The sequence below is a fragment of the Novosphingobium sp. MMS21-SN21R genome (assembly GCF_031846015.1).
Lineage (GTDB): Bacteria > Pseudomonadota > Alphaproteobacteria > Sphingomonadales > Sphingomonadaceae > Novosphingobium.
In genome coordinates this window covers 2,566,988-2,591,908 of sequence record NZ_JAVRDU010000001.1, presented here as the reverse complement: position 1 = coordinate 2,591,908, position 24,921 = coordinate 2,566,988, and the positions used below count along the sequence as shown (strand labels likewise).

The 24,921-nt window shown below is 62.9% G+C and carries 21 protein-coding genes; 12 read left to right on the top strand and 9 right to left on the bottom strand.

The window, feature by feature from the left end:
- Positions 1 to 63 precede the first annotated feature (63 nt).
- The 6 genes from RM192_RS12385 (at position 64) to RM192_RS12360 (ending at position 10,536) form a co-directional block, all read left to right on the top strand.
- On the top strand, positions 64 to 441 hold the full coding sequence (locus RM192_RS12385; RefSeq protein WP_311507863.1) for a hypothetical protein: 378 nt from the start codon (positions 64 to 66) through the stop codon (positions 439 to 441).
- 37 nt (positions 442 to 478) lie between these two features.
- Positions 479 to 1,729 carry a threonine ammonia-lyase gene (locus RM192_RS12380; protein WP_311507862.1) on the top strand — a complete coding sequence of 417 codons (1,251 nt, stop codon included), beginning with the start codon at positions 479 to 481 and terminating at the stop codon, positions 1,727 to 1,729.
- 205 nt (positions 1,730 to 1,934) lie between these two features.
- Positions 1,935 to 2,792 (top strand): arginyltransferase, encoded by an 858-nt coding sequence (locus RM192_RS12375; RefSeq protein WP_311507861.1) that lies wholly within the window; start codon positions 1,935 to 1,937, stop codon positions 2,790 to 2,792.
- Positions 2,793 to 2,862: 70 nt separating this feature from the next.
- Positions 2,863 to 5,010 carry a BamA/TamA family outer membrane protein gene (locus RM192_RS12370; protein ID WP_311507860.1) on the top strand — a complete coding sequence of 716 codons (2,148 nt, stop codon included), beginning with the start codon at positions 2,863 to 2,865 and terminating at the stop codon, positions 5,008 to 5,010.
- Positions 5,010 to 9,203 (top strand): translocation/assembly module TamB domain-containing protein, encoded by a 4,194-nt coding sequence (locus RM192_RS12365; RefSeq protein ID WP_311507859.1) that lies wholly within the window; start codon positions 5,010 to 5,012, stop codon positions 9,201 to 9,203. The genes RM192_RS12370 and RM192_RS12365 overlap by 1 nt, the downstream gene beginning before the upstream one ends.
- A gap of 64 nt (positions 9,204 to 9,267) precedes the next feature.
- Complete coding sequence (locus tag RM192_RS12360; RefSeq protein ID WP_311507858.1) at positions 9,268 to 10,536, top strand: glycosyltransferase; 1,269 nt, start codon at positions 9,268 to 9,270, stop codon at positions 10,534 to 10,536.
- On the opposite strand, the gene RM192_RS12355 is transcribed toward RM192_RS12360, so the two are convergent.
- The gene (locus RM192_RS12355) at positions 10,517 to 11,941 is read right to left on the bottom strand and encodes an aldehyde dehydrogenase family protein (protein ID WP_311507857.1); all 1,425 of its coding nucleotides are present in this window, start codon (positions 11,939 to 11,941) and stop codon (positions 10,517 to 10,519) included. The genes RM192_RS12360 and RM192_RS12355 overlap by 20 nt on opposite strands.
- 104 nt (positions 11,942 to 12,045) lie before the next feature.
- Positions 12,046 to 12,192: a lmo0937 family membrane protein gene (locus RM192_RS12350; RefSeq protein WP_143004780.1), complete on the bottom strand. Its 147-nt coding sequence runs from the start codon at positions 12,190 to 12,192 to the stop codon at positions 12,046 to 12,048.
- A gap of 190 nt (positions 12,193 to 12,382) precedes the next feature.
- On the opposite strand from RM192_RS12350, the gene RM192_RS12345 reads away from it, so the two are divergent.
- On the top strand, positions 12,383 to 14,668 hold the full coding sequence (locus RM192_RS12345) for a bifunctional diguanylate cyclase/phosphodiesterase (RefSeq protein ID WP_311507856.1): 2,286 nt from the start codon (positions 12,383 to 12,385) through the stop codon (positions 14,666 to 14,668).
- A 12-nt stretch (positions 14,669 to 14,680) separates the two neighbouring features.
- Here the strand turns inward: RM192_RS12345 and RM192_RS12340 are convergent, their stop codons facing one another.
- The 5 genes from RM192_RS12340 to RM192_RS12320 form a co-directional block, all read right to left on the bottom strand.
- Positions 14,681 to 15,163: a CHAP domain-containing protein gene (locus RM192_RS12340; RefSeq protein WP_311507855.1), complete on the bottom strand. Its 483-nt coding sequence runs from the start codon at positions 15,161 to 15,163 to the stop codon at positions 14,681 to 14,683.
- A gap of 210 nt (positions 15,164 to 15,373) precedes the next feature.
- Positions 15,374 to 16,783, bottom strand: a complete 1,410-nt coding sequence (glnA, locus tag RM192_RS12335; RefSeq protein WP_311507854.1) for a type I glutamate--ammonia ligase — start codon at positions 16,781 to 16,783, stop codon at positions 15,374 to 15,376.
- Between the two features lie 155 nt (positions 16,784 to 16,938).
- The gene (locus RM192_RS12330) at positions 16,939 to 17,277 is read right to left on the bottom strand and encodes a P-II family nitrogen regulator (RefSeq protein ID WP_311507853.1); all 339 of its coding nucleotides are present in this window, start codon (positions 17,275 to 17,277) and stop codon (positions 16,939 to 16,941) included.
- Positions 17,278 to 17,543: 266 nt separating this feature from the next.
- Complete coding sequence (map, locus tag RM192_RS12325; protein ID WP_311507852.1) at positions 17,544 to 18,374, bottom strand: type I methionyl aminopeptidase; 831 nt, start codon at positions 18,372 to 18,374, stop codon at positions 17,544 to 17,546.
- 55 nt (positions 18,375 to 18,429) lie between these two features.
- Positions 18,430 to 19,245: a PdaC/SigV domain-containing protein gene (locus tag RM192_RS12320; protein WP_311507851.1), complete on the bottom strand. Its 816-nt coding sequence runs from the start codon at positions 19,243 to 19,245 to the stop codon at positions 18,430 to 18,432.
- 53 nt (positions 19,246 to 19,298) lie between these two features.
- Here RM192_RS12320 and RM192_RS12315 point away from each other — a divergent pair, with 53 nt between their 5' ends.
- The 3 genes from RM192_RS12315 to argC are packed head-to-tail and all read left to right on the top strand — an operon-like array spanning position 19,299 to position 22,045.
- Positions 19,299 to 20,693: a leucyl aminopeptidase family protein gene (locus RM192_RS12315; RefSeq protein ID WP_311507850.1), complete on the top strand. Its 1,395-nt coding sequence runs from the start codon at positions 19,299 to 19,301 to the stop codon at positions 20,691 to 20,693.
- A complete protein-coding gene (locus RM192_RS12310) occupies positions 20,694 to 21,119 on the top strand; it encodes an SH3 domain-containing protein (RefSeq protein WP_311507849.1) in 426 nt (141 codons plus the stop codon).
- Positions 21,116 to 22,045, top strand: a complete 930-nt coding sequence (gene argC / locus RM192_RS12305) for an N-acetyl-gamma-glutamyl-phosphate reductase (RefSeq protein WP_311507848.1) — start codon at positions 21,116 to 21,118, stop codon at positions 22,043 to 22,045. The genes RM192_RS12310 and argC overlap by 4 nt, the downstream gene beginning before the upstream one ends.
- An 82-nt stretch (positions 22,046 to 22,127) precedes the next feature.
- Here argC and RM192_RS12300 read toward each other — a convergent pair whose 3' ends face one another.
- Positions 22,128 to 22,445, bottom strand: coding sequence for a 2Fe-2S iron-sulfur cluster-binding protein (locus RM192_RS12300; protein ID WP_311507847.1), 318 nt, complete (start codon positions 22,443 to 22,445; stop codon positions 22,128 to 22,130).
- Positions 22,446 to 22,575: 130 nt separating this feature from the next.
- Between RM192_RS12300 and RM192_RS12295 the strand changes: the two genes are divergently transcribed.
- Both RM192_RS12295 and RM192_RS12290 read left to right on the top strand, forming a co-directional pair.
- Complete coding sequence (locus RM192_RS12295) at positions 22,576 to 23,193, top strand: DNA-3-methyladenine glycosylase 2 family protein (protein WP_311507846.1); 618 nt, start codon at positions 22,576 to 22,578, stop codon at positions 23,191 to 23,193.
- A 37-nt stretch (positions 23,194 to 23,230) separates the two neighbouring features.
- Positions 23,231 to 24,034 (top strand): SDR family oxidoreductase, encoded by an 804-nt coding sequence (locus RM192_RS12290; protein ID WP_311507845.1) that lies wholly within the window; start codon positions 23,231 to 23,233, stop codon positions 24,032 to 24,034.
- A gap of 545 nt (positions 24,035 to 24,579) precedes the next feature.
- Here the strand turns inward: RM192_RS12290 and RM192_RS12285 are convergent.
- Positions 24,580 to 24,870 carry a 4a-hydroxytetrahydrobiopterin dehydratase gene (locus RM192_RS12285; protein ID WP_311507844.1) on the bottom strand — a complete coding sequence of 97 codons (291 nt, stop codon included), beginning with the start codon at positions 24,868 to 24,870 and terminating at the stop codon, positions 24,580 to 24,582.
- Positions 24,871 to 24,921: the final 51 nt, after the last annotated feature.

The following is a 24,921-nucleotide window of genomic DNA, read 5'->3' as shown; positions in this document are numbered from 1 at the left end:
CGTAGTGCCACCCCTGTCGGACCGTCTTGCCAGATTGCGGGCGGCATTGCATGAGCCTATGCGATGGACCGCTGGACCGACACGATTTCAAGCCTTGCGCGGCTACTGTTCTGGCCCGCGCTGGCGTTTGCGCTGGTAATGGCGGTTCTGCCCAAGCCGCCCGAATTGCCGACCGACGATCTTGGCGACAAGTTTCAGCACATGATGGCTTTCTTTACACTCACAGTGCTGGCGGGGGCAGGTTGGCCGCGCTTGTCGCTTTGGCGGGCCGCGCTGTTGCTCTCGCTGGTTGGGGCCGGGATCGAGGTGGTGCAGGCGATTCCCGTGCTGCATCGTGATTCTGACTGGCGGGATTGGGTTGCGGATTCTGCTGCCATTGCCGCCGCGCTGGTGCCGGTGGTGCTTTTCCGCAAGGCATGGCGCGCATCACGGCAAGCTTGAGGTTTCAAAAGCGTCACGTTTCCGTTAGGGCGCGCGGATGGAAAATGTAGCGCTCAAGCCCGCCGTGCAGGGACAGGACCTGCTCACTCTCGCCGATGTTCGCGGCGCGGCGGCGCGTATTGCCGGGCAGGTGGTGCGCACGCCAACGTTGCACAGCAAGACGCTAAGCGCGATCACCGGCGCAAATATCTGGCTCAAGTTCGAGAACCTGCAGTTCACGGCGGCCTACAAGGAGCGGGGCGCGCTCAATGCGCTGTTGCAACTGACGCAGGAGCAGCGTGAGCGCGGCGTGATTGCGGCCTCGGCCGGCAACCATGCGCAGGGACTTTCCTATCACGGCACGCGGCTGGGGGTGCCGGTCACGATCGTGATGCCCAAGACCACGCCGACCGTGAAGATCATGCAGACCGAGGCGGTAGGCGGGAAGGTCGTGCTTGAGGGCGAGACGTTCGATGAGGCCTATGCCCATGCGCGCGCGCTTGAAGAGCAGATGGGGCTGACCTTCGTGCATCCCTTCGATGATCCGCACGTGGCGGCGGGACAGGGCACGGTTGCTCTCGAAATGCTCGAAGATGCGCCCGAAATCGACATGCTTGTCGTGCCCATCGGCGGCGGCGGGCTGCTTTCGGGCATGGGCACGGCTGCGCGCGGGATCAAGCCCGACATCGGCCTGATCGGTGTGCAGGCGGAACTGTTTCCATCGATGTATGCCAAGCTCAAGCATCTCGACATGCCCTGTGGCGGGGATACGCTGGCTGAAGGCATTGCGGTCAAGGAACCGGGGCAGTTCACCTCGAAAGTGCTGGCGCGCATCGTCGATGACATCGTGCTGGTCGATGAGCCGGCGCTGGAAAGCGCAGTGGCGCTGCTGTTGCAGATCGAAAAGACGGTGGTTGAAGGCGCGGGCGCGGCAGGGCTTGCGGCCTTGATGACGCACAAGGAGCGTTTTGCCGGACGAAACGTGGGCATCGTTCTGTGCGGCGGCAACATCGATACCCGCCTGCTGGCAAACGTGCTGCTGCGCGATCTTGCCCGCTCGGGCAGGCTTGGCCGCTTGCGCATCACCTTGCAGGACCGCCCCGGCGCGCTGTTCAAGGTGGTCGAGGAGTTCAATCGCTATCAGGTGAACATTCTCGAGGTCTGGCATCAGCGCATCTTCACCTCGCTCCCTGCCAAGGGCCTGACCGCGGAGATCGAATGCGAGGCGCGCGACCGCGAGCAGATCGAGCGGCTCGTCGCCGGTCTTCGCGCCAAGGGCTATCATGTCGAACAGGTCGAGCTGGGCTGAACGGGCCGCGCGTTAACTTTTTGCGGGCAACTGTCCTGTATCTGGACTGGGGCCGGGCAGTGGCGGTAAAACGCCGAAATGGTCACTCTTGGCCTACGATTTCTCCGCAGTTCCATGGTTAATGGGGCTTTCAGGATTGGGCCGGCTCGGGCATTGTCGTAACTGACAGGCCGGAAAGTTCGGCCCGAGGAGGCAATCGCTCGTCGTGACCGCGCCCGTTCGTTTTCCACGCTTTTTCGTGACCAGCCCCGCGCCGTGCCCGTACCTGCCGGGTCGGAGTGAGCGGAAGGTCTTTACCGAGCTCAAAGGGCCGAACGCTGACGAACTGAACGATGCGCTGGGGCGGATCGGGTTCCGCCGCAGCCAGACGGTGGCTTACCGTCCAAGCTGCGTTGAATGCACCGCCTGCGTTTCAGTCCGGGTGGTGGCCGAAGAATTCCGTGCATCCTCAACGCAGAAGCGCATCTGGAAGCGCAACAGAGATCTCGTGGTAAATGTTTGCCGTCCGTGGTCCACGCCGGAACAGTTTGAACTGTTGCAGCGTTATCTTGCCGTGCGTCATCCGGGCGGTGGGATGGCGACCATGGACGAGATGGATTTCGCGGACATGGTGGAGCACACACCCGTCAAGAGTTACGTGATTGAATACAGGGAGCCGACGGTCGACGGTTCGGTGGGCAAGCTGGTAGGAGCATGCCTCGCCGATGAGCAGGGCGACGGTCTTTCAATGATTTACAGTTTCTACGATCCACAACACGAGACACGGTCCGGGCTTGGCACTTTCATCATCCTCGACCATATCGGGCGCGCAACCCGCGTCGGGTTGCCTTATGTCTATCTCGGCTATTGGGTCGAAGGTTCGGAACGCATGCAATACAAAGTGCGCTTCCGGCCGATGGAGAAATTGGGCCGTGATGGCTGGGAACGGTTCGAACCTGCTGAACAGGCCAGTGCCATCGGGCGTGCTGTCGCCCCTCGTCAGGGTGACCCCGGCGCAGGCGGGCTTGAAGGCAGCCTTAAGGACGGCGTTCACGGCGCGCAGGAGCGCTACGTCCACAGCTGATTCGCCGCTGGGCCGGGTAATCGCCGTTCTGCTGGTGCTTTGCGGCCCGGCGCATGCACATGCCCAGTCCATGCAGGCTGATCAGGAACTCGAGGCGCTCATCCCCGATTCTGCGGTACAGAACCCTGATGCCTGGGCGGTCGATACTGATGCCGCGCGCAATGGAACTCCGCCTTCGAGCGTCATCGAGGATATCGGTGCGAGCGCTGACATGCCCGACATTCCGGGCATTACCATTGCCTGGCCCGATGGCAGCGAATTGCCGAAAATCGAGCCGCTTTCGCCTGATCCCGATATCGACGTGGCCGAACAGAGCACCGAAGCCGCGGTAGGTGCTTTGCCGGGGCAGCAGGAGGGCGAGGCGGATTCAGGCGTGAAGCTCGCTGATGCCGACCTGTCGAAGGTCGGCAAGCAGGTTGAACTTGCCTTTCCGCGGGGGGCAGAAGCAATTTCCGAGCAGGGCGCAATTGTCGACCGGTTTGCCGGACTGTCCAGCTTGAAGTCGTTCGACGACGACGAGGACAATCTGGCGCAAATCGTGCGCCGTGCCCGAACCGACCGCGAACTTCTCGTCAATATCCTGCGTATTCACGGCTATTACGATGCGCAGGTCTATCAATCGCTCGGCGGCCTTGCCGCACCTGCAGCCGGTACTTCACCGGCCGACGGCGAAGTGACCGGGCCGGTTGACGTCGAAAAGGTCATTGTGCGTTTCGATGTGCAGCCGGGCCCGCAATACCACTTCGGCGCGCTGGCCTTCGGCGACCTTGCGGCGGCGGGCGCTGATTTCGAAGCCCTGCGCGGCGCGTTCAAACTGAAGACCGGCGATGCGATAAATTCAGATCGCATCGTGGCCGAACGGCTGAACCTTCAGACGGCGCTTGGCGAAAGCGGCTATGCCTTTGCCAAAATTGACGAGCCAGACCTGCTGATCGACCATGAGCGCCGCGAAGGCGATCTGACGATCCCGGTCACGCCGGGCGGGGTCTACCGCATCGGGCAGGTCCACTCGTCGCGCGAAAAGTTCCTCAGTTCCCGGCACCTCGATCTCATCGCGCGCTTCGACAGTGGCGATACCTACAAGCGCTCAGAACTGGACGACTTGCGGCAGGCCATCCTTGCCACCGGGCTGGTGTCCTCCGTAACGGTGGAAACGCGCGAGACGGCAAAGCCGCTGGGCGGCGAGCCGGGCACAGTCGATGTAGATGTGGCATTGACGCCCGCACCCTTGCGCACGATTGCCGGACTCGTCGGCTATTCGAGCGGGGAGGGTTTCCGCGTCGAGGCGCAGTGGGAACATCGCAACTTTTTCCCGCCCGAGGGCCTGCTGCGGGTTCGCGGCGTTGCCGGCACGCAGGAACAGCTGGCGGGCGTGACCTTCCGCCGCAACAACTTCCTCAAGCGCGACCTGGTGCTCAATGCAGACCTTTACGCGCGCAGCCAGCGTAGCGCAGCGTTTCAGGCGCGCACCGTTTCGCTGACCGCAGGGCTGGAGCGTCAGACTACGCTGCTATTCCAGAAGCCTTGGATTTTCGCTGGCGGTATCGAGATACTCGCTACCGGTGAGCGCGATGCTTCAGCCATTCGCGCAGGCGAGCCGCGCACGACCTATTTCATCGGCGCGCTGCCCATGCGGATCGCCTATGACGGCAGCGACAGCCTGCTCGATCCCAATCGCGGCTTCCGCATCGGTCTTCGCGCATCGCCGGAAATTTCGGTGCAGAACGGCACCAAGTCGAGCTATGGCAAGCTTCAGTTCGACGCCAGTTACTACCAGCCGTTCGGCGAAAAGCTGGTTGTTGCAAGCCGTGTGCGGCTGGGCACGATCATCGGCACCGGGATCGACAACATTGCACCGTCCCGCCGGTTCTATGCAGGCGGCGGCGGTTCGGTGCGCGGCTATGGCTATCAGCAGATCGGCCCGCGCGACAATCTGAACGAGCCGAGCGGCGGACGCGCGCTGTCCGAATTCTCGCTGGAAGCCCGCGTGAAGACTGGCCTCCTGGGCGGTGCGGTCAGCGTCGTTCCCTTCGTGGATGCAGGGGCTGTCGATACGACCACGACCCCGCGCCTTGCCGATCTGAAGGTCGGCGTGGGCGTGGGCATCCGTTACCAGACCAACTTCGGCCCGATCCGCATCGATGTGGGCACTCCGCTCAATCCCGCAAAGGGTGACAGCAGGATAGGCGTCTATGTTGCGCTTGGGCAGGCGTTCTGATGGCCGAGCCGGAAACCGTGCCACCGCCAGCCGCACCTGTGCGATCGCACCGGTCGCGCTTCGTGCGCGGTGCGTCGCGGCGGCTGGCGATCCTGTTTGTGGCTGGCGCCGCGCTCATTCTGGCGGCGCTGCTGGTGCTCGATTCTTCGCTGGGCCACCGGCTTGTTGCCGACCGCATTGCGGCAGTCACACCGGGGTCAGGCCTGCGCATCGAGATCGGCCGGATCGATGGATCGATTTACGGCACCTCGACCTTGCGCGATATTCGGGTGAGCGATCCAGAGGGCGTGTTCCTGACCGTGCCCGAAGCGGAACTGAACTGGCGGCCATTGTCGTGGCTCAAGACAGGCCTCGATATCCGGTTGCTGGCCTTGCACCGGGGAACGCTGCGCCGGGCGCCACGCCTGCGGCCTAGCGAGGACAAGAACGCGCCCATTTTGCCCGATTTCGACATTCGCATCGACAAGCTGGTGATCGACAATCTCACCGTGTCTGAGGCCTTGGCGGGCGAGAAACGCCGGGTCGATGTGCTGGCCAATGCCGACATTCGCGGCGGCCACGCCATCGTCAACGTGAATGGCAAATTCGGCGGCAAGGATCTGATTTCGTTCAAGCTGGACAGCGAGCCCGACCGCAACAAGTTCGAGCTCGCGCTGCTCTACGATGCACCGAAGGATGGCGTTCTGGCTGCACTGGCAGGCGCCAAAAGCGATATCAAGGCGCGCGTGTTCGGTCGCGGGGGGTGGTCGCGCTGGGACGGGCTGGCCTATGCGACGCAAGACGGCAAGCGGCTCGCTGCGTTTCAGCTGGGCAACCGTTCGGGGGCCTACCGTCTGGCAGGACAGGCGTGGCCGGGCGAACTGGTGAAAGGCACGGCGGGTCGGGCAATCGGGCAAGCGCTGTCGGTTCTCTATGACGGGACTTTCGCGGGCAACGTCATCGACGGGCGGCTGCAGGTCGCGGGCGATGCATTCAAGGCCTCGGCCAATGGCAAGGTCGATCTGGTCGATAACCGGGCCGAAGCCCTGAAAGTTCGCGCATTGCTGGTGCGGCCCGAGCGCATATTGGCATCGCCGCAGCTCTCGGACGCTAGGCTTGACGCCACGATTGACGGTCCGCTGAACAACCTCTCGGTCGATCATGTCGTCACCGTTGGTCGGATGAAACTGGGCAGCCTCGATGCGCAAGGCCTGCGCAGCGCCGGGGTGGCGACCTGGAACGGTGACCGATTCATCCTGCCACTGGGGGTCACTGCGCAGCGAGTGACCACAGGCAACACCATGATCGATCCGCGCTTTCCCGGTGGCCGCGTGACGGGCGATCTGGTGTTCGAAGGGAACAAGCTGACTTCGGACAACCTGTCGCTCGCGCTCAAGGGACTGGGCGCGCGGCTCGCCCTGCGCGGCGACATGGCGCGGGGCGGCTATGCTCTGGCCGGGCCAGTGGTCGCGCGCGGGTTTGCGGTGGAAAATCTCGGCACGGTCGATGGCAATGCCAAGATCGTGTTCAAGATCGGAAACGGCGTGCCGTGGACGCTGCAGGCCAATGTTGCCGGGCGGATGCCGCGGATCGACAATGCCACGCTGCAAACGCTGACCGGCGGCAACGTCCGTTTTGCCGGAGGCCTCGCTCTGGGCGAGCGTATTCCGGTGACGTTCCGCAAGGCGACGATCAATTCGGCCAAGCTGCAAATGGCGCTGGATGGCAAGGTCCAGCCGGGCGGCGCAGCCTCGCTAACCGGGCGGGGGCGCCACACGGACTATGGCGCGTTCACCGTGCAGGCGGCGATGACCGGCGCTGGGCCGAATGCCGTGCTGGTGTTCGCCAGTCCGCTGCCGGCGGCAGGTCTCAAGGATGTCCGCGTCGCGCTTTCGCCGATAGTGGATGGCTTCCGCATCGAGACCGGTGGCGATTCCCGGCTTGGACCGTTCTCGGGCACGCTTGGGCTTTTCATGCCGCAGGGCGGGGCGACGCGGATAGATATCCAGCAGTTCCGCGTCTGGCAGACCGACGTCACCGGCGGCGTAACACTGGGCAAGGACGGCGTGGCCGGGCAACTGGCGCTGACAGGTGGAGGTCTCAACGGCAGCGTCCTGCTCGCGCCACGTGATGGCGGGCAAGGGTTCGACGCCAACGTTACAGCGCGCAACGCAAAGTTCGGCGGCGCCAAACCGCTTTCGATCGGCAATGCCAAGATCGATGCCACCGGACTGATCAAGGATGGCCATTCGACGGTTGAAGGCACGCTGCTGGCCGAAGGTATCGGCATGGGCAAGGTTTTCATCGGACGTCTTGCCGCCGCAGCTTATCTTCAGGACGGCAGCGGATCGGTGACCGCGTCTGTCTCTGGGCGGCGCGGCACGCGCTTTGCGTTGCAGGGCACGGCAGCCTTCGCGCCGGATCAGATCGTCGCATTCGTTTCAGGCGAATATGCAGGTCGCAGCGTATCGATGCCACGGCGTGCGGTGCTGACCCGAGAGGGTGAAGGCTGGCGGCTTGCGCCAACCCAGATCGGGTTCGGGCGCGGTATTCTGATTGCGGAAGGCCATGTCCTCGGCGGGCCGACGCAGATGAAGCTGTTGCTGGCGCAGATGCCGGTGTCGGTCGTCGACATCGTGATTGCCGATCTGGGCTTGAGCGGCATGGCCTCGGGCATTGTCGAATACAATAACGACGGCAAGGGCGCGCCCTCGGGCAATGCCGCGCTGATGATCAAGGATCTGTCGCGCTCCGGGCTGGTGCTGACTTCGCGCCCGGTCGACGTAGCGGTGGTGGCGCGCCTTGATCCCGACGCGGTGCAGACCCGCGCGGTCATTCGTGAAGGCGTGGACATTCGCGGCCGGTTGCAGGCGCGGATTGGCGGGTTGCCGCGCGGCGGCGCGGTTATGGACCGGCTCGAGGCCGGGCAACTGGCTGGACAATTGCGCTATTCCGGCCCCGCTGAAGCACTGTGGCGGCTGTCCGGCGTCGAGATATTCGACCTGACCGGACCACTTGGCGTGCGCGCGGATATCAACGGGACCATCGCCGCGCCGGTTCTGCGCGGCGTCGTATCGTCCAAGAACTTGCGCGTGCAGAGCACCCTGACGGGCACCGACGTCCGCCAGGTGGAAATGGCCGGAACCTTTGCGGAATCGACGCTGTCGCTGGCGCGGTTCACGGGCACAACGCCCAATGGCGGCAGGGTAAGTGGAAGCGGTAGCATCGGCCTGGCCAATCTGTCCGACCGCGGCCCGACCATCGACTTGCGACTGTCCGCCCAGAACGCCAGTCTGATCAACCGCGACGACATGGCGGCGGTGGTGACCGGGCCCTTGCGGATAGTTAGTGATGGCGTTGGTGGCACGATAGCCGGGCGCGTGCAGATCCAGACCGCCCGTTGGGCGTTGGGCCGAGCCAGTGCCGTGCAGGAATTGCCGCTGATCCGCACCCGCGAAGTCAATGCGCCTGCTGACGCGGCACCTGCGCGCGTGGCGGCAGCGCCATGGCGGTTCCTGATCGATGCGGCGGGCGCGAACCGGATCAATGTGCGCGGCCTTGGCCTGGACAGCGAATGGGGCGCGGACATTCGCTTGCGCGGCACGACGGCAGCACCGCAGATATTCGGCACCGCCGATCTCGTGCGCGGCGGCTATGAATTTGCAGGCAAGCGCTTCGAATTGACGCGCGGGCGCATCCGATTTGCGGGCGAAGTACCGGTCGATCCGCAACTGGATATCGTGGCCGAAGGCGATGCCAACAATGTCAGCGCCAAGATTGCGATTACCGGCACGGGCACCAAACCGACGATCACATTCTCGTCCACCCCGTCGCTGCCCGAGGAAGAACTGCTCAGCCGCCTGCTGTTCGGCAGCTCGATCACCCAGATTTCCGCGCCCGAGGCCGTCCAGCTTGCATCGGCGCTGGCCAGCCTGCGCGGTGGCGGCGGACTCGATCCGATCAACAAGCTCCGGGCCGCAATCGGGCTCGACCGACTTCGCATTGTCGGTGCGGACCCGACGTTGGGTGCGGGCACCAGCATTGCGGTGGGCAAATATATCGGGCGGCGGTTCTTCGTAGAGCTCGTCACCGATGGCGGCGGCTACAGCGCAACCTCGGTCGAATTCCGCATCACACGCTGGCTGGCCTTGCTCGCAACGGTATCGACCGTGGGCGACGAGAGTATCAACCTCAAGGCCAGCAAGGACTACTGAGGCGCGTGCAACGTGCGCGCAACATCGTCTTGAAAGCGACATGTCACGGTGGCCTTGGAAGGGTATGTCACACGCGACGCATCCGCTCCTGCTTTGCGATCTCACCCAAAGTTACGCACCGCAGGGCGGCGGGGGGATCGGCACCTATCTCCGCGAGAAGCAGCGCTATATTCTGGACCACACGCCGCACCGCCTGTTGCAGATCGTGCCTGGCCCGGAAGATCTCGTTGTCGAGGACGGACGTCACATCTGGGCACAAGTGGGCGCAGATCAGGTGCGCGGCAGTCCGAATTACCGATTCATCATGCGCACCGGCGTCGTGCGCCGCCTGCTGGAAGAGTACAGGCCCGACCTGATCGAATCGCAGTGCCCGTGGGTTCTGCCGTGGACAGCGATCAACTACGGCAAGGCTTTTCCCGAAACTGCGCTGGTCGCGGGATATCACACCGATTTTCCCGAAGCCCATATCTATCGCGTCGGCTCTAGCCTGTTCGGCAGTTTCGTGGCGGGGGGCCTCCGCCGTCTCGCCACGGGCTATGCCCAGTTGACATACAAGGAGTTCGACAGGGTCTACACGCTGAGCACGATAATGGAGCGAACCTTGCGGGAATACGGCATCGCACATGTCGATGTGATATCGCTGGGCGTCGATACCGACCTTTTCCACCCGCAGCGACGCGATCCTTCCTGGCGCGGAGAGTTGGGCCTTGCCGTGTGCGGGCCGGTGCTAGTTTACGCGGGCAGGATCGACAACGAAAAGCGCGCATATCAGCTGCTGGATATGTTCAGGCGCTTGCCGCAGTCTCTTGATGCTGGCTTGGTCATGATTGGCGACGGCAAGCTGCGTCAACAGCTCGAGCAGGAGTCGGCGGGCCTGAACGTCTCGTTTCCGGGGTTCATCTCCAACCGGGCAGACCTTGCCCGCGCGCTGGCATCTGCCGATATCTATGTCTCGGCGATGGCCGATGAAACTTTCGGCATTTCGGTGATTGAAGCGCAGGCTTGCGCCTTGCCGGTGATCGGCGTGGCTGCGGGCGCAATGCCCGAGCGCGTGCCGCATGGCACAGGCGTTCTTGTCCCCGTCGACGATCCTCAGGCACTGGCAGATGCGGTCTGCAAAATGTGGCAGGGCAATCATCAGCAGATGGGGCAATTGGCCCGCGAGTATGTCGAGGGCCGGTTTGCATGGCACCGGACATTCGAAAAGCTGCTTGCCGATGTCTATCCCAAGGCGCTGAAAGCCGCCCGGCTCCGCACGGCAAAAGGCCGCTCCGGGGGGAGCGGCCTTGGTGCCTTGTTCAGTCGTGACAGGGTTAGGCGGGCAGTCCGCTGATGGACTTCATCTCCATGAAATCCTTGAGGCCGTAGAGCCCGCCTTCACGGCCGTTTCCGGACTGCTTGTACCCACCAAACGGTGCGCCGGGAGCAGGTCCCCAGTTATTGATGGCGACCATGCCGGCGCGCAGTTCCGGCGCGACTGCCGCGGCCTTCGCCGGATCGCCGGTAATGCAGGCAGACAGGCCGTAGGCCGTATCGTTGGCGATCTCGATGGCTTCGTCGAGGCTGTCATAAGCCATGATCGTGGCGACAGGGCCGAAGATTTCCTCCTGCGCGATGCGCATGGCGGGCGTGACGCCCGAGAACACCGTCGGCTTGATGTAATAGCCTCGATTGACGTTCGCCGGCAGATCCGGACCACCGGTTTCCAGCTTGGCGCCTTCGTCGATGGCCGACTGGATCAGTCCGCGAATCTTGTCGAACTGCGCCTTGTTGACGACCGGGCCGATGTGCCCGCCTTCCTGCTTCGGATCGCCGACTTGCGTGGCCGAGTACATCGCCGAAATGAAGGCTGCAGCCTCGCCTTCGCGCTCGCGCGGGACGAGGATGCGAGTCGGGGAAATGCAGCTCTGGCCGCTGTTGACGAGCGGGCCGGACGCGGTGGAGGGCAGGTGCGCGGCAAAGTCAGCGTCGGGCAGCACGATGTTGGGCGATTTCCCGCCAAGTTCCTGATGGACGCGCTTGACCGTATCGGCGGCCGCTTTGGCAACAAGAATGCCAGCGCGCGTGGAACCGGTGAAGCTCACCATGTCGATTCCGGGGTGCGAGCTGATCGCCGTACCTACGCCCGGTCCATCGCCCTGGATCAGGTTGAACACGCCCGGTGGAACGCCAGCGGCATCAAGGATCTCAGCGAAGATGGCGGCGTTGGTAGGGCATTCCTCGGATGGTTTGAGGATCATGGTGTTGCCGGCAGCCAGCGCAGGCGCGACCTTGAGCGCGATCTGATTGAGCGGCCAGTTCCACGGCGTGATCATGCCGACGACGCCGATCGGCTCATAAGCGACCTTGAACGAGCCGTTGTCTTCCATGAACTCGAAGTCTTTGAGCGCGGCCATGGTGCCAAGGAAGCCGCCGATCCCGGCGCCGACCTGCGCAGTGCTGGCAAAGCTGACCGGCGCACCCATCTCATCGGCCATCGCGTCGGCAAGATCGGGGACGCGCTTCTTGTATTCGTCAACGATGCGTTCCAGCAGCGCCAGACGCTCTTCGCGCGTGGTCTTGCTGAAGGTCTTGAAGGCGCGCTGTGCGGCAGCGACAGCCTTGTCGACGTCGGCGGCAGTGCCCAGCGTGATGGCGCAGCAGGCCTCTTCGGTCGTGGGATTGATGACCTCGTGGCGCTTTCCGCCATCGCTATCGACCCACTTGCCATCGATGTATTGTTGCAGCCGCTCGCGCATGGTGACTCTCCCGATGGAAAAAATGTGCCGGACAGTTTCATGCCCGGCACCACATTGCTCAGAAGCTAGGTATCAGCGTTGCATTTCGCAACCTGTTCTTCGCGTCAGACTCGCCGACCGCGGAACAAATGCACAAGGCCAACAATCAGCGCTACCACAAGGACGAGATGAATCACGCCAGCGGTAACCTTGAATGCGAAGACGCCCAAGGCCCACAGGACAAACAGAATGAGTGCGATTGTCAAAAGCATGACCAGTCTCCCGATATTTTTGCGGCAACGTCGCACCCTTCAATCCGTCAAGGCATGTCTTTGTTCCGGGCACGAGGCCGTATCAATGATATTGCCGAGCAAATAAAAGTCCTGAATTCGGCTGCCTGAGACTATCTCGCGTAGTATCTGCTAACCATTTGTTCGCAGCCTGTAGCTAACAGTCGCTGAGATGGGGACGGGACCGTTCATTGGGCAGCGCCGGTTGCGGCAGGAGACCGGTGCTTCAAGCGCCTGGTGGATCGTCGCGGCCACGTTCCTTGCCTTGCTTGCTTTGACCGCTGCCCTGATTGCGGCTTTCCGCAATTCCACCGAAATCGCCGACGAATTCGCCCGCACGGAGGAACGCCGACTGGTTGAGCGGTTTGTCGAACGAACCGGCGAGCAAATTCTGGAAGCCGACCTTCTGCAGATGCAATGGGATGACGCGGTCACAAAGCTCAACAGTCCCGATTTCGAGGTCTGGGCCAGAAACTTTCTGGCAGGATACTTTGCCGGCAGTCACGACATAGACCGCATCTATCATGTCCGTTTTGACGGCGAGTTGGTGCACTGCTGGGAAGGTCGCAGGCTGGCCCAGACCTGCAACTTTGCGTCGATAGCGACGCAGGTCAGAAAACTCGTCCGGCGGTCGGTGAAAGAAGGCCAGACAGAGATCCCGGTCGCTACGTGGCGGCCACTAGGCAGTGTTGCCTGGCCCTATGATGCCAAGGGTCTGCCCTTGGCGCGGGGCCTTTCATCCATGACCAGCCTTGGCGGGCAGCCGGCATTTGTCGCCGTCGGTTCAGTCATCCCTGATGTAACACCGGGGCTGCTCTCCCACCAACCTGATTACATTGTCCTCGTCCGCATGCTGGACGACAAGGTCATTGCCGATCTCAAAGGCTCGCTGCTTCTCGACGATGTGAGATTTTCTAACGGGCCAGACATCGAGCCCGGCCGCAATTCTTTGGCAATGAAGGGTGTGGACGCTCAGGACATTGGCTGGCTCTCCTGGAAATCAGAACCGCCAGGCCCGTCGATCCTGCGCCGAACGGCCCCGCTACTGGCCGTGTATATCCTGTTTTTCGTGGGCGTCGTGGTTGGCGGGGCGATCATTGTCCGCCGGATGCGCCGCACCACAAGCGAACTGGTCGCGAGTGAGGCACAGGCCCAGCACAATGCGCTGCACGATGCCATGTCGGGATTGCCCAATCGTACCCATTTCATGCAGCGCCTCCGCCAGGAATTGATCGCCTGCGTCGAGCGGCGACAACTGGGTGACGTGTTCGTGGCTTATGTCGACATCGACCGATTCAAAGTGGTCAACGACACGCTTGGCCATCACGTGGGCGATGAACTTGTCCGGCAGGTCGCAATGCGCCTGCGCCGTTCCCTGCCGCCGGGCGATTTCCTGTCGCGCTTCGGCGGTGACGAATTCGTGTTGCTACGGCGGGCAACGGGGGGGCGTGCCGCAGCCGACATGCTCGGACGCCAGATCATGGCCCTGATGAACGAGCCATTCGTGATCTCGGGCAACAATCTCGACATCAGCTTCTCGTGCGGGATCAGCTGGGGGCCGGAGCAGAGCGAGGATCCCGGCGAATTGCTGCGCCGCGCGGACATTGCACTCTACCGCGCCAAACAGCGCGGGCGAGCACGTTTCCGCCGCTTTACGCGCGACATGGATGCTTCAGTCAAGCTGCGACGCGAGATGGAAACCGAGTTGCGCCGCGCGATCACGCGTGACGAACTGACCATGGCCTACCAGCCTATCGTCAATGCGGCTGACGGCCAGATCCTCGGCTTTGAGGCGCTCGTGCGCTGGCCTCACCCCGAACGGGGAGCAATCCGCCCCGGCCTTTTCGTGCCCGTGGCCGAGCAGGCAGGTCTGATGGTGCCGCTCGGCAACTGGGTCTTGCGCCGTGTGTTCAGCGAGTGCCGCGATTGGCCGGACTGCGATATCTCGGTCAACCTCTCGCCGCTGCAGATCATGGCCAGTGACTTTCTGGCCAACATCGACCGACTGGTGCGCGAGACCGGGGTGGACCCGCGCCGTATCGTGCTCGAAGTGACCGAGGGCGTGATGCTCGACCGCAGCGATCATGTCGTCGATGTGCTCAAGGGACTGAACTATCGCGGCTTCCGCATCGCGCTCGACGATTTCGGCATCGGTTATTCGTCGCTCAGCTATCTTCGCTCGTTCCAGTTTGACCGGATCAAGATCGACCGTTCGTTCGTCCAGAATATCGAGACCGATCTGGACGCGCATTCGATCCTGCGAGCCATCGTGTCGCTGGGTCATACTCTGCGGATGAAGGTCGTTGCGGAGGGTGTGGAAACGCCAGTGCAGCGAGCGCTGGTTCAGGCCGCCGGGTGCCAGATGATCCAGGGCCACCTGTTCTGGCAGGCCATGCCGCCGGAAGAGGCGATCGCCTTGCTCGATGTGCCGCAGCAGAAATCCCGCCGCTCCGCCTGACAGTGAGGTGTCTCAGCCCTTGGCTGAGGCTGTATCCGCCTTGGCGGTGACGGTGCGGGGATAGATGAAGCCGTGGGCGGGGCTGGCGCGCAGGCCGACCGACTTGGTCGGCGCGTACCAGACGCGCACTTCGCTCCAGTCGCCAGCAGCCGAAACATCGACAGCGACCACGCCGCGATCGATCGCGCCGGGGCCGGACCAGTTGGCATGGTCGATCAGGATGTGGCGGTCATCGACGACTTTGCGGACGACAGCGACGTGGCCGTAGGGCATCGAGCGAGTGCCCGAGAAGGCGAGGACTGCGCCCGGCTTGGGCTGCTGGCCGCGCTCGTAGCTGCCTTCGGCGTTGCTCCACCAGTCACGCGCATTGCCCGAGATCTGCACGTCAGAGATCTGGCGGGCATAAGTGACGCACTGGAGCCGCGCATGGGCGACAGCAGGAAGCGTCATGAAGGAAATCAGGGCGAGGAGTGCGGCGACCGTTTTACGAAGCATGGAAGCCTACCTAACGATCTGGCAGGATTCGATAACCCGCAGCGCCCTCGGTTCATCTTGCGCTCATAACCGTTCAACTCGGTTCGTCGCAAACTGTGGAAAAAATCACAATCTGGTGCGTTATCCGCGATGAGCGGCCCACATGCACGGCTCAAAGGAAAAGGCGCCCGGTTGCCCGGACGCCCTTCCTGTTTCGCCGATCCGGTTGGATCAGAGCGAGTAGTACATGTCGAATTCGACCGCCGAAGGCGTGGTTTCCCAGCGCATGACTTCCGGCCACTTCAGTTCGATATAAGCTTCGATCTGGTCCTTGGTGAACACGCCGCCCTGAATCAGGAAGTCCTGATCGGCTTCAAGGCTTTCGAGCGCTTCACGAAGCGAACCGCACACGGTCGGAACTTCTGCGAGTTCTGCCGGCGGCAGATCGTAGAGGTTCTTGTCCATGGCTTCGCCCGGGTGGATCTTGTTCTTAATCCCGTCGAGGCCAGCCATGAGCAGCGCGGCGTAGCACAGGTAGGGGTTGGCCATCGCGTCGGGGAAACGGAATTCCACGCGCTTTGCCTTCGAACCGGCACCGTAAGGAATGCGGCACGAAGCCGAACGGTTACGGGCCGAATAGGCCAGCAGAACGGGGGCTTCGTAGCCCGGCACCAGACGCTTGTAGCTGTTGGTGGTCGGGTTGGTGAAGGCGTTCAGGGCCTTGGCGTGCTTGATCACACCGCCGATGAAGTACAGGCACATGTCCGACAGACCGGCATAGCCGTTACCGGCAAACAGCGGCTTGCCAGCTTCCCAGATCGAGATGTGGGTGTGCATGCCCGAACCGTTGTCGCCCTTGATCGGCTTCGGCATGAACGTAGCCGACTTGCCATAGGCGTGAGCGACCTGCTGCACGACGTACTTGTAGACCTGCATGCGGTCAGCGGTCTGGACCAGCGTACCGAAGGTCAGGCCGAGTTCGTGCTGGGCCGAGGCGACTTCGTGGTGATGCTTGTCGCAGGGCAGGCCCATTTCGATCATGGTCGAGACCATTTCACCGCGGATGTCGACGCAGCTGTCGATCGGGGCGACGGGGAAGTAGCCACCCTTTACGCCAGGACGGTGGCCCATGTTGCCACCTTCGTATTCCTTGTTGGTGTTGGTCGGCAGTTCCACATCATCGATGCGGAAGCCATTGCCATCGTAGCCGTCATAGTACTTGACGTCATCGAACAGGAAGAATTCGGCTTCAGGGCCAACGTAGACGGTGTCACCCACGCCGGTCGACTTGACGAAGGCTTCGGCGCGCTTGGCGGTCGAACGCGGATCGCGCGAATAGAGTTCACCGGTCGAAGGCTCGACGATGTCGCAAACCACGATCATCATCGAAGTTGCGCTGAACGGGTCCATGTAAACCGCGTCGAGGTCGGGCTTGAGGATCATGTCCGATTCGTTGATGGCCTTCCAGCCTTCGATCGACGAACCGTCGAACATCAGACCGTCTTCCAGCTCATCTTCGCCGATAAGACCGGCGACCATGGTCAGGTGCTGCCACTTGCCCTTGGGATCGGTGAAGCGCAGATCGACCCACTCGATTTCCTCGTCCTTGATGCGGGCGAGAATGTCCTTTGCACTAGCCATCGATGATCCTTCTTCTTCTTGCCCCCGGTGGAGAGGTACGGAGGGTAATTGGGGTGGTTGGTAAACTGGAGGCTTGCCCGTCCACAGGCCCACCCCCGCTCTGATGTCCCATCCGGCAGCGCCGGACGTGACTTCAACTGGTGCAGATCCTCAGATCAGATCGCGTCGTCGTCACGCTCACCGGTGCGGATGCGCAGCGCGCTTTCGACCGGGATGACGAAAATCTTGCCATCGCCGATGCGGCCGGTCTGCGCGGCAGAAGCGATGGCTTCGACTACACGATCGACCAGTGCGTCGGCCACGACGACCTCAAGCTTCACCTTGGGCAGGAAATCGACGACATATTCGGCGCCGCGATAAAGCTCGGTGTGGCCCTTCTGGCGTCCAAAGCCCTTGGCCTCGGTCACGGTGATGCCGGACACGCCGATTTCGTGCAGCGATTCCTTCACTTCATCGAGCTTGAAGGGCTTGATGATGGCTTCGACCTTTTTCACGTCGTTTTGACCCCTGCAACACGTGCCTGCGCGCCAGATTGGCGGCTTGCCAGCGAATGATCCCGTGTGTGGCGACGACGTTACAAGAATCGTGCCACGCTGCTACACAAAAGCACTAGGCCATCGCGCTGCGACGGGAAAGCAGGAAATGCGGGCTATTGGCAAGATATGAATCGAATGCGCAGGCAACACATGCGCATCGTTGCGCAAGGTTGTTCTAATGATGCACAATATTTGCGCAGGCCCTGCCTGATTTTTAGGCAGACTCAGTCCGCGTAAGGCGGCTTGTCGAGCCCTTTGGGGCTTGCGGTGAAGATTTCGCAGCCGTCCTGCGTGATGCCGATCGAATGCTCGAACTGTGCCGAGAGCGAACGGTCGCGGGTTACCGCCGTCCAGCCATCCTCGAGGATCTTCACGCCCGGCTTGCCGAGATTGATCATCGGCTCGATCGTGAAGAACATCCCCGGCTTCAGTTCAGGGCCGGTGCCTGCGCGCCCGGCGTGGACCACTTCGGGTGCATCATGGAACAGGCGGCCCAGGCCATGGCCGCAGAATTCGCGCACGACCCCGTAGCGCTGGCGCTCGGCATGTTCTTGAATGGCCGCGCCAATGTCGCCCAGACGGGCGCCGGGCTTGGCCTTGGCAATGCCGATCATCAGGCATTCATAGGTTACATCGACAAGGCGCTTCGCCTTCAGCGGCACGTCACCGACCAGATACATGCGGCTGGAATCGCCGTGCCAGCCGTTCAGCAGCGGCGTCACGTCGATGTTGACGATATCCCCGTCCTTCAGCGTCTTGTCTGACGGGATGCCGTGGCAGACCACGTGATTGACCGAGATGCAGCACGAATGGGTATAACCGCGATAGCCCAGCGTCGCCGGGACCGCGCCGCCATCGAGCGTCATCTGCCGCACCACATCGTCGAGATAGTCCGTGCGGACGCCCGGTTGCACCAGCGGCGCCAGCGCGTCGAGAATTTCGGCAGCCAGGCGACCAGCCTTGCGCATCGCTTCGAAGCCTGCGGGGCCGTGCAGCTTGATGGTCCCGTCGCGCGGGAGAATATCGGTATCGTCTACGGTCACATATTCAGTCATTGGGGCCATGTAGCGATGTTGCCGCCCGATTGCGAGATGTTCGCACGACCACTTTTCATCGCGCGACGAATGCCGCCTTGAATTCAGGCTTTACCGCCGCCAGCACCTTGGGCGTGACCGGAACCGTCACTTCATAAGAGCCTTCGGCATAGGGACCTGCCGCATAAGGCGAGACAAGCACGCCGATCCTGTCAAACGCCTTGCCGTTAGACGATCCCAGAATGACGGTCTGCTCCGCAGGGTCGATGCACTGGTCGAACTCAGTGACACCGCCGCCCAGATCCTGCCCTTCACGTTTCCGCGCCCGCTGTTTGTCCAGTTCCTTGCAGAAAGCGTCGCGGATAGCTGCGCTCAGCGCGGCTTTCGATGTAAACAAGTCCGCCGGAACCCGGCGTTTGCCAGCAATGCGGTCCCACAGGATCGTGTCATAGCCATAGTTGGGATGCGCCCCGCCGCTGTAGAAGCCGACGAGTGTGGACAGGCTGAGCCATGCGGGAAGGTCGGTCACAACCTGCCATTCGACGCTATGGCTGTAAGGATTGAACGGATAACCGTTCGTCTTCGCGTCGGCTTGGCCTTCCTTGGCGTCCGACACGAGTTCCGCCCGCGCCTTGTCCAGATCCGCGTCCAGCCATTCCTTGAGCGCGGGAACAGCTCCAGCGGCGGCGGGATAGGAATAGGTGAACTCGTAGAGATCGTTCTCCTCGGTAACGCTGCGCGCGGTTACAGGCGTTTGCACAGGGAGGGACGGCGGCACGGGGGGCGTGGCCATTGCCGATGGCTCTGCGCTGGCGCTCGCCGACGCATCCGGCTCCCTGCTCACCGAACAGGCTGCCACCACCAGCAACGGGATCAGGGCTATGGCGCGCATCAGGCAATTTCCTCTCGCAACGAGCCGCGCTCTGCGGCATGACTTGGTGCAACATGATCGACAGACACGCGCTGATCCAGCCAGATCGCGGCCAGCAGGCCATTGCCCTTCACCTTGTCGACAAGGCGACGCTGCCGGATTTTCTCAAGGGCCTCAATACCGGGCAGCGCGCAAGCCTTGCCGCGCAGAAATTCGAGGGCGGGGGCTATGAACATGCTATCGTGCCCGATGGCGACGGCTGGTTCGCGGTGGCGGGCGTTGCGAATGTCGACTGCCTCTCGTCGTGGTGCCTCGCCAAACTGGCCGATGTCCTTCCCGGCGGCACCTATCGGCGCGCTGGCGGCGAACCCGGCAAGGCTATGCACGGCTGGGTGACGGGCCAGTACCGGTTCGATCGCTACCGCAAGGACGCCAAGGACACCGAACCGCGCATCTTGCTGACCAAGGACGTCGCGCGGATCGACGCGGCGCTCGTTGAAGCCACGGCGGTGCTGATGGTCCGCGACCTCGTGAATACGCCCGCCGAGGACATGGGGCCGGCCCAGCTCGAATCCGAGGCGCGGGCACTGGCCAGAACTTATCACGCTGAAATCCATGTCGTGGCCGGCGACACGCTCGAGCATGACTATCCGATGGTTCACGCGGTGGGCCGGGCGGCGGCGCGCAGCCATGCGCCGCGCCTGATCGAGATGGAATGGGGCGACCCCAGGCATCCGCGCGTTGCCATCGTCGGCAAGGGCGTGTGTTTCGATTCGGGCGGGCTCGACATCAAGCCGTCCTCGGGCATGGCGCTGATGAAAAAGGACATGGGCGGGGCCGCCCACGCGCTTGCGCTGGCTGGCCTGATCATGGCTTCGGGCTTGAAAGTGCGGCTGCATGTGCTTGTTCCTGCGGTTGAAAACGCGATCTCGGCCCATGCGTTCCGTCCGGGTGACATACTGCGCGCGCGCGGGGGGCTGTCGGTCGAAGTGACCAACACCGATGCCGAAGGGCGTCTGGTGCTGGGCGATGCGCTGACCCGCGCGAGCGAACTTTCCCCCGAACTGGTGATCGACTTCGCCACATTGACTGGCGCCGCCCGCGTCGCACTGGGGCCGGACCTGCCCGCGATGTTCGCGCGCGATGATGAAACCGCAGCAGAACTCATCGCCGCAGGGCTTGAGCGCGATGACCCGTGCTGGCGTCTGCCGCTGTTCGATGGCTACCGTGAATATCTGAAATCCGACGTTGCCGATCTGCAGAATTCGCCAGCCAATGGCTTTGCCGGAGCGAGTGTTGCAGCGCTGTTCCTCGACCGTTTTGTGGGCGACGGGGTCGACTGGGCGCACTTTGATACTTTTGCATGGCGGCCCGCCGCAAAGCCCGGTCGGCCCAAGGGTGGCGACGCGCTGGGGCTGCGTGCGGCATGGGGATTGCTAAAGGCGCGATATGGCCAGGAACGGCAGTAAATGCGCTCTGCCTTGCCTGAAAGCGCCGACGCGGCTAATCGCCCGGCTTTCCTGTTCCGGGGGCAACCTGAATTGACCGTTGAAGCATCGCCTCTTTCGACCGACATCCCGACCGCACAGCTTTTGCTGCTGCGGCCCTCAGACCGTTCGGACAAGCCGCACCTGCCGGTGCGGGGTGATCTTGCGCATATCGGCCTGGCAGGACGCTACTTCGTACCGCACTATGCCGTGCCCATGGCGCACGTGCTAAAGTCGAATGGGATGCTGCGCGGAGCAGGCAAGGCCGAAGGCGCGGAACTGCGGACGCTTGATGCTGGCGAAGTGTTCGACGTGCTTGACATGTCGGGCGGCTGGGCCTGGGGGCAGGCGAAGTCCGATTTGCTCGTGGGCTATGTGGAAATGACCGTGCTTGAGCCTGCCGCGTGACCACAGCGGTCTTCATTGACGGGGCTGCTGGCACCACCGGGCTTGAGATCGCCGACCGGCTCGCGGGCAGGAGCGAATTCGCGCTGATCACGCTGGACGAAGCGCGCCGCAAAGATGATGCCGCGCGTGCTGAGGCGATCAACGACGCCGACGTGGTGATCCTGTGCCTGCCGGATGATGCCTCACGCGATGCCGTGGCGATGATCCGCAATGAGAGCACCCGCGTGATCGATGCCTCGACTGCGCACCGCGTCGCGGAAGGCTGGACATACGGCTTCCCCGAGATCGTCGGGCGCGAGATCGTGGCAGAATCGAAGCGCGTATCGAACCCCGGATGCTATCCCACCGGGTTCATAGCACTGCTTGCGCCGCTGGTGCACAACGGTCTGCTGCCTGCCGCCTGGCCTTATAGCTGCAATGCCGTCTCGGGCTATTCCGGCGGCGGCAAGGCGCTGATCGCGCGGTTCGAGGACGACCGCGACATTGCCTGGCGCAGCTACGGACTGACTTTCGGGCACAAGCACGTGGCGGAAATGCAGCGCTATTGCGGCGTAGCGATTGCGCCCATGTTCAGCCCGGCAGTGATTCCCGCTCATCGCGGTATGGTCGTCGAAATCCCGCTGCCGCTGGGCGTGATGCCGGGCAACGTGCCTGCCGACCTGCTCCGCGCCGCGCTGACACAGTTCTATGCCGGATCGCCGGTAGTGACCGTGGCGCAAGACCTGCCATCAGGTGGCGAGATGCTGTTGCGCGCGTCGATGGAACCGTGGGATGGCTTGACCTTGCACGTCATGGCCAGCGCCGATGGCGAACAAGCGCGGCTTGTGGCGGTGCTCGATAATCTGGGCAAGGGTGCGAGCGGAGCGGCCGTGCAGACGCTCAACCTGATGGCCGGGCTGGATGAAACTGCTGGCCTGAGGCTGTAAGGCCTGCATCAACCGTGCAAGAAAAAGGCCCGCGCTCCATAAGGAGGCGGGCCTTTTTTCTGCTGCCATTACGGCAGTTCGCTCAGTCTTCCGGAGCGATCGTCACGCGCAGACCGTCGAGTTCGCCGGTGATCTGGACCTGGCACGAAAGGCGCGACGTCTCGTTGCGGTGGTCCGAGCTGTCGAGCAGGTCGTTCTCGTCTTCGCTCATCGCCGGGATCTTGTCGGCGAAAGCGGGGTCGATGTAGACGTGGCATGTCGCGCACGAGCAGCAGCCGCCGCACAGGGCCAGCAGTTCGTCGAATCCATTGTCACGGATTGCTTCCATGACCGAAAGGCCTGCGTCGGCATCGACCGACTGTTCTTCACCTGCACGATTGACAACGACAATCTTCGGCATCGTCCATTCTCCAAACGCGGCGCGGGGGGCAAGACGGCCCCCTGTTCGCCTTTGGACGGGGCTGCTATCGCGTGGGCAGGACTTTGGCAACAGCCTATCCCGCCAAACAGATCTGCGCAGGAGAAATCATATGGGGCTTTCCGCCGAGGCTATCCGCGACGGGCTCGATCACATCGCCGCGCGCTCACCAGCCATGGCCGGCGCGATTGCGCGGGTCGGTTACCCGGAGCCACGCCTTCGGGCGACAGGCTATGGCACATTGCTTCGCACCATCGTCGGCCAGCAGGTGAGTGTGGCGGCGGCCGCATCGGTGTGGAACAAGCTGGAAGCGCTGTTGGGCGAGGACATGCCGCCGCATGACCTGCTCGCCGCAGATTTTGATTCCTTGCGCGCCTGCGGATTGTCGCGGCAGAAGCAGGGCTATGCGCGGTCGTTGTGCGAGCTGGTCGTCTCGGGCGAGCTCGATCTGGACAGCCTGCCTGCGGATGACGAGGAAGCGATAGCGGACCTGGTCAGGATCAAGGGCATTGGCCGCTGGTCTGCCGAAATTTACCTGCTGTTTGCTGAAGGACGGCCCGACATCTGGCCAGCGGGCGACCTTGCGGTTCAGGTCGGACTGGGAAAGCTGCTCGGCCTTGCCGAACGGCCGAGCGAGAAGGATACCCGAGCGCTGGCCGAAGACTGGCGGCCGCACCGTGGCGCAGCCGCGATCTTTACGTGGCATTGCTATAACAATCCGGCGCTGTAGGGATTCAGCCGATTGAGTTGAGAGCAGGGGAGTGGCCATGGCGCGCAAGACGATCTTCATCACGGGCGGAGCGTCGGGCATCGGCCGCGCCGTGGCCGAGCGGTTTGCGCGCGGCGGCTGGTTTGTCGGGATTGCCGACATCGACGAGGCCGGGATGGCGCAGACTGCGGCGCTGCTGCCTTCTGGCCAAAGCTCGTGCCACAAGCTTGACGTGCGTGACCGTGCGGCGTGGAACGCCGCGCTGGCCGATTGCGCCAATGCTGCCGGAACCGGCATCCATGCCGTGTTCAACAACGCCGGCATCCCGCTCGGCGGTGCCATCATCGACCTGACGCCAGACGAGATCGAGCGCACACTCGACATCAATCTCAAAGGCGTGATCTTCGGCGCGCAGGCCGCCTACCCCTGGCTCAAGGCCAGCGCGCCCGATGGCGTGCTGCTCAACACCGCCAGCGCGGCGGGGATATACGGCACGCCCGGCGCGTCGGTCTATTCCGCCACCAAGTTCGGCGTGCGCGCGCTGACCGAATCGCTCGACGGCGAATGGGCCGCAGACGGCATCCGCGTGCGCAGCCTGATGCCCGGCTTCATCGACACGCCGCTGCTCGACCACGCCACCAACCGCGCGAGCAACGAGGACATCCGCACGCGCGTGCGCGGGGCAGGGCTGGAAATCACGCCGGTCAGCGAAGTAGCCGAGGCCGCATGGGCCGCTGTCCACGGCGACAGGCTGCACACGCTGGTCGGCAAAACCGCCCGCCGCCTCGCCTTCGCCTCGCGCTGGATGCCCGGCGTTTTGCGAAAGCAGATGCGTTCGGCGAAGCGGTCGATGGGGAAGTAAGTTCAGCCCCTATTGGCGTCATCCCGGGTCAGGTCCGGGGTGACGGGTTTTGGGGTTTGGCGTCAGGTGTTTGAATGGACGCTAGGTCGTGGCGAGCGGACGTTGTCGGGCTCTCAATTTGCGCGACGTTCAACCTGCTGTTACTCGCGACTATCCGAACGGTCCTTGTGGCGTCGAATGCGGCCGGGAAATGACCGAAGTTCATGGAAAATAAGCAAAACAGCCCAAACTATCCCGGGGCCGACCAGCGCGGCGAGAAGCATCCAACGAAACGCATTCTGCGGCTGAATGAAAAGATCGATCGGAGCGAACACAACGCCCCCAACAATCAATGGCCACATCGTGTCTAGTTGATCGGGACCGTCGTGTAGTCCGCCATCATACAGATCGGAAACATGGCGCTGGTAACGACGCAAGAGCCATCGCACTGACAAAACCCCTTAAACGCTAGGCTGATCGCCCTACATTGTCAGCGCCATTGAATGTCCACAATGGCGTCGTGCCCTGACAGGCCGCTCTCAACTGCAAGCCGCAAGACGTACCCCTCAAACAAACTCGTCCATCGCCTTTGCCATCGCCGCATCCCGCGCGGACAGTCCGCCCGCGTCGTGCGTCGTCAGCGTCACATCCACGCGGTTATAGACGTTGAACCACTCCGGATGATGGTCGGCCTTTTCGGCGTAGAGCGCCACGCGGTTCATGAAGGCCCATGCGGCGGAGAAATCGGCGAAACGGAAGGTGCGCTCAATCGCCAGACCGTCGGCGCGCAGGGTCCATTCGGGCAGGGCGGCAAGAGCCTCGTCGCGTTCGGCATCGGTCAGACGGGCGATGGCCATGGTGGTGCTTCTCCATTGGTGCGCTTGGCAGGGCATGCGCTTTCCCCTATC